Source organism: Pontibacter saemangeumensis (genome assembly GCF_039541895.1).
In the GTDB taxonomy this organism is placed as follows: Bacteria; Bacteroidota; Bacteroidia; order Cytophagales; family Hymenobacteraceae; genus Pontibacter; species Pontibacter saemangeumensis.
On record NZ_BAABHC010000004.1, the window covers coordinates 219535 to 232766 of the forward strand.

The following is a 13232-nucleotide window of genomic DNA, read 5'->3' on the forward strand; positions in this document are numbered from 1 at the left end:
AGGATGTCGTCTGATCTATATAGCAGTGCTGTCCACGTTCTGAGTTGAAACGTGCCACCACCAGGCCATATGAATGTTAACTATCACTTTCTATATCGTATTAATTTCGCAGCGGGAAGACAATATTATTTCCTCTTTTGCAAATCTATCCGCTTAACTGTGAATTCCCAAATTTATTTTGATTTTTATTTAGCGTCTATTCTTCCCGCTGCAAAGCCTTCTCCTGCCGGATGGCCACTTCGTTCGCAACCGAACCACAAGTACTCCGGATCAGGTGGTTGTAGAACACGATACATTTACCGAACACTTCCACCGACAACCGCTCATTTACATTGTGTACCAGCTTTGCGCTTTGTCGGGTCACCACCTGCGGCGCAAAGCGGTATATGTTGTCTGTGAGTCCGCTGTAGTGCTTGGAGTCGGTGCTTCCGGGGAAAAGGGCCGGCACTACAGCTGTCACTTCCGGGAAGGTCTCCCCGATAGCGTGCGCTAACGCTTTGTAGGTCCAGGTATCCGTGGAGGTTACCGGTGAGGGTGGGGTATATAAACCGCTTACCTCCACCTGTACCCGCTCATCATCAATGGTCTTCAGCACATGCGCCAGCACGGTCTGCTGCGTCTCACCGGTGAGGATGCGGACATTGAGAACGGCCGTCGCCAACCGGGGCATGACGTTCTCTTTCTGCCCTGCCTCCAGTATGGTTGGGGCCATCTGCGTACGGACAAGCGCATCGGTGGCCTGGTCCCTTGTCAGCTTCTTCAGCACGCGTCCTTTGAAAAGGCCGTAATGCCGCATGACAAACCTGTATTTCCCTCCAATTTTGTCAGCCAGCAGTTCTACGGTTTCCCGGGTGGCAGGCGTCATGTGCGGCTCGAACGGGTGATTATGCAGCCGGTTGATCGCTGCACTTAATGTAAAAATGGGCGAGTCTTTTGGTGGGACGGAAGAGTGACCGCCTTCGCCTTTCACTGTGAGCAGCAGGTTCAGATTCCCTTTGGCTGCAGTGCCTATAAAAGCAATGGGCTCTGCTATGCCCGGAACGATTTTATCTGCCACGGCGAGCCCTTCGTCAAAAACGGCCTCCAGCTGCACCCCCTGGGCCTGTAGATAAGCAGCGATCTCCCCCGCTCCCGATTTCCCCCCTGTTTCTTCATCATGCCCGAAAGCGAGGTACAGCGTACGCTCCGGCTGGTATCCCTCCAGCACCAGTTGTTCCACCGCCTCCATCATGGCGACCACCCGGTACTTGTCGTCCATGGCCCCGCGGCCCCATATATACCCATCCTGCACGATGCCCTTAAATGGCTGGTGTTGCCACTCGTCTTTCGTTGCTTCCTCCACAGGCACCACGTCCAGGTGCGCACTCAGCAGCACAGGTTTTAGCGTATGATCTTTGCCTGGCCAGGTATAGAGCAAGCTGTACTTGTTCACGACCTTTTTCTGTAGCTGGTTGTGCAAGGCAGGAAAAGCATCCTCTAAATACTGATGAAGGCCTAAAAAAGCGCGCGCATCAGCATTTCCGGGCGCCACCGCTGAAACTGTTTGATAGGTAATGGCCCCTGCGAGTTTATGCATGGCGTTGGGTGCCACCGCCGTTACCGTGGTATCCGGAACCGCGAAGGCTTGCCCATAGAGGCATAGCTGTATTAAAACCAAACATGAAATGAATATTATATATGGCTTCATTACTTTCGGGTTCAGCAGTGGGAAAAAGAGGAGCCAGTTTGATGGAGACAGGAAAAGATCCTGCCGGAAATGCATGAGCCTACTAACTGGCGGTCGAATCACTATTAATTGTACGGGCGATTAGACTTGCAGTTCAGCTTGTTCAGCCTCAAAAACTTACATTTCTCCCACGCTGGATTTCGGCTGCCACTGCTTATAATTTAAATATAGAGAATTATCATATTTGCTGGCTTTCTGAGCTTTTGCTTCTTAAATTTGTAGCCCTTCGTTCTAACGAGATGATTTAAGATGAAATTAGCGCGAAACGAGTTACTTTACAGAGAGTCTTATATAGTCATTGAATATAATTACGTGGATGACCTGCTTTACGTAAATTGGCGGGGATATGTGAATTATGACACCGTGACGGCAGGCTGCGAGAAAATTCTCCATTATATGGTGGAGCGCGCATGCTACAAAATCCTCAACGACAATACCAATGTGGAGGGAATCTGGTCAGGCGCGTCAAAGTGGGTGGGCAAAGACTGGATGCCCAGAATGCGAGAGTCTGGTTTGCAGTGCTTCGCCTGGGTAAAGTCACCGAGCGCCTTAAGCCAGATGTCAACCGACAAGGCCCTTAAGTATATAGAGGATTCGGATCTGGTTAAGTTGTTTGACGACAGGGAGCAGGCCATGCTGTGGCTTCAGACCTGTTAATATTCATACCTGCTTCCCCCCTCCTTGTGGATCAGGCATAACAGAAAAGGGATAGCGTTGGCTATCCCTTTTCTGTTATGCGCAGTTTTACTTGTTCCGCTTTACAAGGTGCCTTTTGTGCTGGGGATGGAGTTATCCAGCGGGTCCCGCTTCACGGCCATGCGGATGGCTCGCGCGAAAGCCTTGAAGATGGCCTCTATTTTATGATGCTCGTTCTGCCCGGTCACTTTCACGTTCAGGTTTGATTTGGATGTGTCGCTGAAGGACTTGAAGAAGTGAAAGAACATCTCCGTAGGCATATCCCCCACTTTCTCCCGCCTGAACTCCCCTTCCCAAACCGTCCAGGGCCTGCCGCTGAAATCGATGGCCACCTGTGCCAGGACGTCGTCCATGGGCAGCAGGAAGAAGCCGTAGCGGCTGATTCCGCGTTTGTCCCCGAGCGCCTGCAGAAAGGCCTCGCCTAAAGCCAGTCCCGTGTCTTCGATGGTATGGTGCTCGTCAATGTGCAGGTCTCCTTTCACCTGTATAGTCAGGTCGATTTTCGCATGTTTGGCCACCTGCTCCAGCATATGGTCGAAAAAGCCAAGGCCAGTCTTAATGTCCATGTTACCGGTACCATCCAAATCCACTTTTATCGTGATGTCCGTCTCTGAGGTACGGCGCTTTACTGTGGCCTTGCGGGAAGCAGACTGTGTGAGGAAGGTATATATATCGCCCCAGTTATTTGTGGTCAGGGCTGCTCCTTCTGCAGGGGTTTCGCCTATATAGATAGCTTTGGCCCCTAGATTCTGCGCCAGCTTCACGTCCGTCACCCGGTCGCCGATCACATAGCTGTTGGCCATGTCATACTCTCCCGCCAGGTAATGTTGCATCATCCCAATGCCCGGTTTGCGCGTTTCCAGCCCCTCGTGCTCAAAGCTGCGGTCAATTAATATCTCATTGAACCGGATGCCCTCGCTCTCCAAGATTTCCAGCATCTTGTTCTGGTAAGGCCAGAAAGTGTCTTCCGGGTACGAATCAGTGCCCAGCCCGTCCTGGTTCGTGACCATCACAAACTCATAATCCAGCTCCCGGAAAATGCGGGCCATGTTGCTGATGGATTGCGGAACGAAGGCAAACTTCTCGAAAGAATCTACCTGGAAATCCGTTTTCGGCTCAATCAGTATGGTGCCGTCACGGTCTATAAACAAAGCTTTTTTCATGTTTGATTTCAACATTCGTTTGGCGTAGCAAGCTTACGGGACTATTGCGAATTGCCGTACCGCTCTGCTTGTTACGGGACTATATAATAAGTTAAAACGCTGCAATGGCCTGTAACAGCTTTTGGTTCTCCTCCAGGGTTCCGACCGTTACTCGGAGGCATCCCGCACAACCCGGAAGGCTGGATCTGTTGCGGACCACAATGCCTTTCTCCAACAGATAGTGATATAGCCGGTTGGCATCCTTCACCTGCACCAGGATGAAATTAGCGTCAGAAGGGAATACTTTCTCCACAGCTGGCAAGGCCGGCAGCGCCTGCATCAAAAGTTGGCGCTCCTGCACAATCTTCTCCACCATATCCTTCAGGGCTTCGGTTTGAAAAAGAGCCTTCAGGGCAAGTTCCTGCGTGGCTTCATTTATATTGTAAGGCGGCTTGATCTTATCCAGCACCGCGATTAGCTCGGCGGAGGCAAACGCCAGGCCGAGGCGCAGGCCCGCCATCCCCCAGGCTTTCGAAAATGTCTGCAGCACCACCAGGTTCGGGAACTCAGCCAGCCGCGTGGTCCAGCTGGGGCTGTCGCTGAAATCTATATAGGCTTCGTCCAGCACCACCAGGCCGTTGAAGTTACGTAGCACCTGTTCTATGCTTTCAGACTCTATGGCGTTGCCTGTTGGGTTGTTGGGGGTGCAGATGAAGATGATCTTGGTGGTGGGTTTTACCTGTGCCAGCAGCTCCTGCACCGGTATCTGGAAGTTAGGGGTAAGCTGCACCGCCTCCAGCGCCACATCGTTCAGGTTGGCCGACACTTCGTACATGCCGTAGGTGGGCGGCAGGTGCAGCATGGCGTCCTGCCCCGGCGTGCACACCATCCGGAACAGCAGGTCAATCGCTTCGTCGCTTCCGTTTCCCAGGAAAATCTGCTCCGGCTGCACGCCCTTAATCCCGGCGATGCGCGCCTTCAGCTTTTTCTGGTGCGGGTCCGGGTAACGGTTGTAATTTTCACCGGCCAGGCTGCCGAGGTTGTTTTCGTTGGCATCCAGGAAAATGCTGGCGTCGCCTTTGAACTCATCGCGTGCCGAAGAATAGGCTTTCATCTTCAGCACGTTCGGTCTGATTATATCATTCAGGTTAAACACGGTTCACCTCTTTTAGTCGTATCGATACTGCATTTTTGTGTGCCTCCAACCCTTCGGCCGCGGCCATTGTTTCAATCGTGCCGCCTATGTTCTGCAAGCCTTCCGGGGTGATGTGTTGGAACGTGATCTTCTTCACGAAACTGTCAAGCGACACACCGCTGTAGGCCCTGGCATACCCGTTGGTAGGCAAAGTATGATTTGTGCCCGAGGCATAGTCACCGGCTGATTCCGGGCTGTAATTGCCTAAAAACACGGAACCGGCGTTCACAATGCTATCCAGCGCCTCTTCAAAATTAAGGATGGACAGGATCAGGTGCTCCGGCGCATAGAGGTTTGAAAAGTCCAGCATTTCGGCGATGCTGTCAAACACAAGGCCCAGGCTATTACCCAGTGCTTTAGAGGCAAAATCCTCACGCGGCAGCACTGCCAGCTGGGCCTCCAGTTCCGCTTCAACGCGATCTAAAAACACCTCAGAGTTCGTCAGCAACACCACCTGCGAGTCCGGCCCGTGCTCGGCCTGCGAGAGCAGGTCAGCGGCCACGAAAGCCGGGTTAGCCGACTCGTCCGCGATCACCAGCACCTCGGAGGGGCCTGCGGGCAAATCGATGGCTACGCCTGCCTTGCTTACCAGCTGCTTTGCCACGGTGACATACTGGTTTCCTGGGCCGAATATTTTATATACCGCCGGCACGCTCTGCGTGCCATATGCCATGGCCGCAATGGCCTGTGCCCCGCCGGCTTTCACCACCCGCGTCACGCCCAGCAAGGAGGCGGTATATAGAATAGCCGGATGCACGGTACCATCTTTGGAAGGCGGCGTGCAGAGCACAAGCTCGCGGCAACCGGCAATTCGGGCTGGCACCCCCAACATCAGCAGCGTGGAGAACAGGGGCGCTGTGCCTCCGGGTATATATAAGCCCACTTTCTCAATGGCCACGCTTTTGCGCCAGCAGGTAACGCCCGGCATGGTTTCAATCTGGTGCATCGGCTCCGCCTGATGCGTATGGAACACCTGGATATTGCTGTAAGCCTGCAGAATCGCCTCTTTCAACTCCACCGTAAGACTGGCTTCCGCAGCTGTTATCTCCTCCTGCGTAACCAGCAGTTGCTCCAGCTGCACACCGTCATATTTTTTTGCCAGTTCCAGCAACGCCGCATCGCCACGCTCCCGCACCTGCTTGAAAGTTTCCAGTATGCCCGCCTCCAGTTCCTCCAGGTTTTTAGCTGGTCGCTTTACAAGCTCCGCCCACTGTTCCTGCGAAGGGTTTATAATTTTGCGCATGGCTTAAACAATCATTTTTTCGATTGGAATCACCAGGATGCCCTGTGCCCCGGCATCTTTGATTTTTTCAATGATTTCCCAGAAATCATCCTCATTAACAACAGAGTGGAGCGAGCTCCAGCCATGCTCCGCGAGGGGAAGAATCGTGGGGGACTTGATGCTTGGCAGCAGATCACTGATTTCCTGAAGCTTATCGTTCGGCGCGTTCAGCAGGATATACTTTTTCTTTTGGGCACGCTGCACAGCCTGAATCCTGAAAAGCAACTTGTCCAGAATCCGTCGCTTTTCCTCGCTCAGAGTGTCGTTGGCGATCAGCACCGCTTCTGATTTGAATACGCGCTCCACCTCTTTCAAACCGTTGCTGATCAGGGTGCTACCAGAGCTCACAATGTCGCAAATGGCTTCAGCCAGCCCGATACTTGGGGCGATCTCCACCGAGCCACTGATGGTATGGATATGCGCCTCTACGCCCTGCTCATTCAGGTAAGCCTGCAGCAGGTTGGGGTACGAGGTGGCAATGTTTTTCCCGTTCAGGTCCTGCACCGACTCATACTGATCACTTTTAGGAACGGCAAGCGAAAGGCGGCACTTGGAGAAGCCCAGTTTCTCAACCGTCAGGGCCTGCTTTCCTTCCTCTACCAACACATTCTGCCCCACAATGCCGATATCTGCCACGCCGTCGGCCACGTAGCCGGGGATGTCATCGTCCCGGAGGTACAGGATCTCGAGGGGGAAGTTAGTGGATTCCGTCTTTAGTTTGAGGGAGCTGGTGATGAAAGAGATTCCACATTCACGGATCAGCTTAAGCGAGTCTTCGCTCAGCCTGCCGGACTTCTGGATTGCTAATCGTAGCATATGGGGCTGTTTTATATGGTCAGGTTAAAAAAATGGGTAATTGCCTTTGCTGCTTGCAAAGTACATAAATTGGGTCAGTACCCGATGGGGCCGTATGTTTTTGTTATTCCTCTTACGAGGAATGATGGATGGAATGGAAATGTACATGCGCAGCCGGGGCAACAGAAATTGCCAGAAAGGATCGGGTGCTATATATAGAGTATGTTGCCATGTACGATGACGCAAAGTAAAGCTGATTTTTGTATATATAAAAATAAACCTCAAAAAAAAAGCAGCGGTACGTTTGTGCCGCTGCTTTTTTCGCTCTTAATTATACCGAAAGAAGTTCAAAGAGCCTCTTGAAAATAAATCTACAAACAATCATCTGTGTCAAAATTTATGGGCAATGTTTATTTTAGATAACACAAAGCCTCTATCCCCCTCAAAAATTAATACCCCTTATACCCACAGCGACAAAAAAAGTTGTATCATTTTTTGGGGTAGGTTTTAAAAAGCTTGAACATGGCTCCTGCAGCAGTTATCGTATAGCAATAAAGTACAGGCTGCTAGCTGAAGGCCATCACGCCTCGGCAGAAAGAGTGTTCACTATGCAGCATACAAATTTATATCTGCGCCAAAACAGCTTCATGCTTCTATTAGACTTGCAAAAGCAGCACTCGACGTAGGCACCTCCCAGGGCTGCATCTTCCATGATCGGCCTTTATTGAACAGCAAAAGCCGGCACCCTAACAGGCACCGGCTCTTGCTGTTCAATAAAGGCCGAATTTCCGCTATTACTTCTTCAGTACCATTTTAATCGTTTGTACGCCAGAAGTAGTGATCAGGCGGGCGAAATAAACACCCTCCGGCAGGTTACGGCTTTCGAAGTCATACTCGTAGACTTTACCAGCCTCTGTCACGCCCCGATCCACTTTCTTCACCAACGCACCTTTCACGTCATACACTTCCAAAGCGAAGCTCTCCTCTTTCTCTGAAGAGAAGGTGATCGCTGTTCTGTCAGTGTAGGGATTGGGGTAGTTGAAGAATTTGGTGCCTGCTAACTCAGGGGCTTCTGTGGCTGCAGCTACTGCTTTGCTTGTAGTTGAGCCGCCCTTCACCGGTTGGTGAATAACGATTGAACCGCCACCTATGACATCAGAGGCTTCAGCATAATCTTCTGCACCAGATGTGCCGATAAGGTTATCATAAACAAGCGCATCTGCAGCATCCCAAATTCTGATACGGAATCTGTCGTTATTCGCTCTACCTTTAGCATCACCGTCAGTGGCTATAACTGTAAATTTAAATCCAGCCAAACCATTCAGGGTACCTAAGCCTCTGTAAGTTGCTTTATCAGGAGCTACAACTAAGCTCATGGATTCATGAGACGTGCTCTTGAAATTAAGCTTACCAGCAGTAAACTGGAACTCTGTGTTACCATCTACTTCTGTTGTATTGCTCTTACCTGTTTTATATTTCGCTACAAATCCGAAGTTAGCTTTACCAACTGCCTCATTGCCTGCTAAGCCATAAGCTGTAGTTCTAACTGCACCTGCTTTTGAATCTATCCAGCCGCCACCAGTTACAAAACCACCATTTGGATCATAAATTGGAAGGTAAGCACTTGAAGTTGAAGCAGCACAGCCATTTCCGGTAACAACCTCTACCAAATGAACTCCAACTGGAAGTCTGCCTAAATTAAAGCTAACTATTCCATTCAGTGAATTATCAGATTTTACTACAGTGCCATTTAGCTTGATGCTAACGTTTACTGCGGAAAGGTTAGTTGTAACATCCTTAACAAGTACAGCTATATTGACATCTTCACTTATACTTCTTGGAGTACTAGCATTCGACACATCTAATGTAACAGTATTGATGGTTAATGTTCCATCTATATACTTCACAGTGTAGTTGCTCAATTTAGCATCTGTACTTAAAGCAGTAACTACAGTACCAGCAATTGAATATGAAGTAGTTATTACTTCTCTGTTAACTGCTCCAGATACACTAGCAGTATAACCTGTAGCAGGATCAACTTGACCACAATATTTGCTCATGCTTGGAGCAGTGATGGTCAGGAGCGCTGGTGTGATGTTGGCAGTCGTGGAGGCAGTGGCAGCGGTCAGGCTGTAGTTAGCGTCAGAGATGGCTACACCGGCAGTTACCGATTTGGCAGTTCCTACATTTGCATCTGCGAATTTAGCGTTCGACACAGTCACGGCTACTGCCGTACCGTTCACGCCTGTTGCACTACCAGTGGCAGTGGCTACATCAGTACCATCGTACACCTTGTTATCGGCAGCGATAGCAGCTGTGATAGACTTGGCTGTGATCGTGGCATTGGCTGGAGTTACTGTGCCCAGGCTGTAGTTGCCGGCGGCAGCACCTGAAAGAACCACGGTAGCAGTCACCGTTCTTGGACCAGCATCGGCAGAGGAGAAAGCAGCAGCGCTAACATCTGCAGTTACATCGTCACCTTCGATCACTCCGCTCAAAGTAGCAGTAGTACCTGGCGCAGCCGCTGTGCCGTCATATACTTTACCAGCATTGGCTAAAGAAGCAGTAATGCCCTTCGTAGTGATAGTGGCAGTGGCAGTGGCAACTGAGGTAAGGTTGTAATTGTCTTTGTCATCGCCTGCAAGAGAAGCACCAGCTAAAGTTACTGTCTTACCAGTGCCAGCTGAAGCTGTAGCGAAGGTGGCTGTACCCCCAGAGAGAGTTACGGCATCTTCACCAACCACACCGTTCAAAGAGCGAGTCAGAACAGCGGCTGAAGTGTTGCCATCGTAAACCTTGTTGTCAGCAGCGAAAGTACCAGTGATTTCCTTGGCTGTAATATCAGCTGTAGTAGTACCAACTGAGGTCAGGCTGTAGTTACCAGCGTCAGCACCAGCAAGAGAAGCACCAGCTAAAGTTACTGTCTTACCAGTGCCAGCTGAAGCTGTAGCAAAAGTAGCAGTACCACCTATAAGGCTTACTTCGTCACCTTCTACTGCGCCAGCTACAGCACGTGCCAGGACTGCGGCAGAAGTGTTACCGTCATATACTTTTCTTTCAGCGGTGAAAGAACCTGCCAGCGCCTTCGGTGCGATCACCAGAATACCTGTGCCGTTTGCAGCAGTGTAGTTGCCGTTGTTCAGGGCAGCTACCACGGCATACCTTCCGGCAGCAGTTGGAACATCGTCAGCACCAGCATAAGTTACGTTCACTTCTAACCCAGCAGGTGAGGTAGTAACTGTAGCACCCTGTGCAGAGCCGTTATAAGTCTTATCTAACCCAGCCACAGTAATTGTAGCAGGAGCTTGAGTAATAGTCAACACAGCTGGAGTATTGCTCACTATGTAGTTCGCCAACTTGCTGTTCGGGTCAGCTAAAGTAGCAGTGATAGGATAACCACCAGCAACAACATCGCTAGTCTTAGTAGCAGTAGTCGCGTAAGAAACTGTGATACCATCACTCTCAACTGCACCAGAGAAAGTACCAGTCAGCTCTGGATTGTCAGTGCCGTAAACTTTCGACTTGTTTGCAACAACCACCGCTAAGGGCTTCTGAGCGATCAACAGGTTGTCTTTCACTGGAGCGGCTGTATAGTTAGGATTATCAAGTGTAGCTACTACCTCATAAGTGCCCGCGTTAGTCTTGCCGTTGTTGCTAATGTTCACGCCAGTCAGTCCAGCAGGAGAAGTAACAGCCGTAGCTGACTTTACTGTGCCGTCATACTCGAAAGACAGGTTATCTAGAGCAAGCGTAGCTGTCGCCTTGTTAATCGTGAAGCTCTTGCTGTCTGAAGAACCGAGGTAGTTAGCGCTTTCACTAAATGTTGCAGTAGCAGTATAAGTGCCTGCGTTGGTTGGGGCTGTAGTTGATGAATAAACAGTTGGTGCCACTCCTGAATAAGTTACCGCAACTACCTCATCCAATCCACCCGCTCCTGTCACGTTGGCAGAACCTGCTTTAGATGAACCATCATATGTAGCATTGCTTACAGTTACTAAAATTGTGGTATGAGCTTTAGCAATTACAAGAGATCCTGTACCGTTGGGAGCTGTGTAGTTGCTGTTGTTCAGGGCAGCTACCACAGCGTAAGTGCCGGCAGCGGTTGGAACATTGGCAGAACCAGCATACGTCACGTTCACTGATAAACCTTCAGGTGAAGTGGTAGCTGTGGCACCTTGGGCAGATCCGTTGTAGGTCTTCTGCAGGTCAGCCAAAGTGATCCTTGCCTGTGCCGGAGTGATTGTTACTGTAGCAACTTTGCTGCTGCCGGAATGGTTGGCACCACCTGCGTAAGTAGCCGTCACACTGTAAGTACCTGCATTAGTTGGAGCAGTGGCACTGGATGGGTAAATAGTTGAACCGGTTCCTGCGTAGCTGTAAGTGATGTCTTCAGCTGTGTTCAAACCACCAGCACCAGTTGCCGTAGCAGAAGCAGCGTGAGCACTACCGTTATAAGTGGCCGTTACGTTTTCCATGCTTACAACAGAAGAGGCCTTGCTGATGCTAAGCATGCCGCTTACAGCAGTGGCCGTGTAGTTGGCATTGTCAAGGGAAGCATTTGCTTCATAAGTACCGAAGTCAGTACCGGAGCCAGACACACTCACACCAGTTAAACCTACTGGATAAGTAGTTGCCGTAGCTGACTTCTCAGTACCATCATACACATGAGACAGAGTAGCCAGAGTAAGTGTAGCAGTTGCTTTGTTGATAGTGAAGTTCTTGCTGTCGGAAGAAGCCAGGTAGTTGGCACTCTCAGCATAAGAGAAAGAAGCCGTGGCCAGGCCGGCATTGATGTTGTTGCTGTAAGCGGCAGCGGGCGTGATGGCCAGACCAGGACCTGTTACGCTTACGGAAGCGGGCGTGATAGCCTCACCGGTGTAAACGAAAGGAGTTCCAGTGATAGTTACTATTGTAGTAGTAGAAGCCTTATTAACTGTTAATGCAGCATTACCACTACTAGCTGAATAAGCTGCATCAGCTGCAAAACTTGCTGTAACTCCAGTTGGATAAGAATCTGCATTTATACCTGCTAAACTGGTTCCGCTGAGTGTTGCAATGCCAGCGCTATTAGTTACAGCAGTTACTACAGAGTTTCCATTCAAGGAAAATGAAATTGTTTTACCCGCTACTCCATTAGTATTTGAAGTTAAAGTAGCTGAAAGAGTAGTTGTACCACCATAAGTTCCAGTTGCAGGGGCTACAGCAAGAGAAGTAGGCCATATATTATTAATTACAACATTAACTGTACCTGCTAGACTTGTACAGCTTCCCACTGTTGCAGTTACCGAATATGTTCCACCAGCTGTAGAAGTGATATTCGAAATAGAAGGCTCTCGTAAATTTGATGTGAAATTATTTGGTCCAGTCCAAGAATAAGTAGCTCCAGATATTGCTGAGGCTGATAAATTTAAAGTTCCGCCTACAAAAAGTGGGCTGTTGCTCGAAGCTGTAGGGGCAGAAGGAACTGGATTAATAGTAAAATTTATTCCATTAATGGGGTTATTAGTTTCAGGATTTATTGATCTTATTCTTACTCGATATGATGTGCCTTGAGCAGCTGTGGGTATCGCTCCCTCTATAGTTAAACCTCCGTTACCACCACCTGTATCAGTAATTCGACCAATCTCACCTAAATTAGATGTTCCAGCCGTATTTGTAAGTTCTGCAATAAAAGTGGCCCCTGCTTTAAATTGGCCAGTCACACTATTATTTTGAGCAGAAATTTTATCAAAGCTAATGGAAATAGGACCTCCTATACAGAATGTAGAGCCAACTACTGTAACATTACTAATTCCAGCATCCGTGAAGTTTGTTACAGCTATACTTCCAGACTCACCAGTAGCCGTTAACACAAAAGCAACCCCTAAGTGATTTTCCTTAACTAAAAACTGGTTATTAAAAATATTTCCATTCTGATCCGCAATAGCAAAGAGGTCATGAGGATTAACGCAGGTAGCTGGCTTGGGAGTTTCTTCGAAGCTGAAGTCCACTCTTTCACCCGGCTGCCAGCCTGAGCCGGTAATGGTCACATATTGACCTGGAGAATAATCATCTTTGTCAGTCGTGACCGTTTGCGCCTGTGCTCCAAAAGCACTAAGCAGAAAGAACACCAGCACCAGCAGCCCCCGCTGGAAGTTTAGATTATCCCGTAAATGTTTATTGCGTAAAAATTCTACATTCATGTGTAAAAAATTAAGTTGTTGAATTTGATTTTCACGCAGCAATGCCCTTACCAGGGCAAAATGCTGCGGCATCAGGCGTAGCTGTCCTTATGTCTTCCTGGAAGCAAACGGGACTACAGTGGAACTCTCTGAAATTAATTGATATATTTTAAGATAAAATGAAATGCTATTCGGAATGAAACTTTAGCAATGACTCGATAGTTCAAATTTACGT

At 49.3% G+C, this 13232-nt stretch carries 7 protein-coding genes; 1 reads left to right on the plus strand and 6 read right to left on the minus strand.

Annotation, left to right across the window (positions count from 1 at the left end; translation table 11 throughout):
- Positions 1 to 196: 196 nt before the first annotated feature.
- On the minus strand, positions 197 to 1576 hold the full coding sequence (locus ABD920_RS05590; RefSeq protein WP_345157403.1) for a M20/M25/M40 family metallo-hydrolase: 1380 nt from the start codon (positions 1574 to 1576) through the stop codon (positions 197 to 199).
- Positions 1577 to 1975: 399 nt separating this feature from the next.
- Here ABD920_RS05590 and ABD920_RS05595 point away from each other — a divergent pair, with 399 nt between their 5' ends.
- Positions 1976 to 2383 carry a hypothetical protein gene (locus ABD920_RS05595; RefSeq protein ID WP_345157404.1) on the plus strand — a complete coding sequence of 136 codons (408 nt, stop codon included), beginning with the start codon at positions 1976 to 1978 and terminating at the stop codon, positions 2381 to 2383.
- A gap of 101 nt (positions 2384 to 2484) precedes the next feature.
- Here the strand turns inward: ABD920_RS05595 and hisB are convergent, their stop codons facing one another.
- The 5 genes from hisB to ABD920_RS05620 all read right to left on the minus strand — a co-directional run bounded on the left by hisB (position 2485) and on the right by ABD920_RS05620 (position 13090).
- Positions 2485 to 3585, minus strand: a complete 1101-nt coding sequence (hisB, locus tag ABD920_RS05600) for a bifunctional histidinol-phosphatase/imidazoleglycerol-phosphate dehydratase HisB (protein WP_345157405.1) — start codon at positions 3583 to 3585, stop codon at positions 2485 to 2487.
- A gap of 91 nt (positions 3586 to 3676) precedes the next feature.
- Positions 3677 to 4720 (minus strand): histidinol-phosphate transaminase, encoded by a 1044-nt coding sequence (gene hisC, locus ABD920_RS05605; protein WP_345157407.1) that lies wholly within the window; start codon positions 4718 to 4720, stop codon positions 3677 to 3679.
- Positions 4713 to 6002, minus strand: a complete 1290-nt coding sequence (gene hisD, locus ABD920_RS05610; RefSeq protein ID WP_345157408.1) for a histidinol dehydrogenase — start codon at positions 6000 to 6002, stop codon at positions 4713 to 4715. The genes hisC and hisD overlap by 8 nt, the downstream gene beginning before the upstream one ends.
- Before the next feature lie 3 nt (positions 6003 to 6005).
- Positions 6006 to 6857, minus strand: coding sequence for an ATP phosphoribosyltransferase (gene hisG / locus ABD920_RS05615; RefSeq protein WP_345157409.1), 852 nt, complete (start codon positions 6855 to 6857; stop codon positions 6006 to 6008).
- 773 nt (positions 6858 to 7630) lie between these two features.
- Complete coding sequence (locus ABD920_RS05620; protein WP_345157411.1) at positions 7631 to 13090, minus strand: MBG domain-containing protein; 5460 nt, start codon at positions 13088 to 13090, stop codon at positions 7631 to 7633.
- Positions 13091 to 13232: the final 142 nt, after the last annotated feature.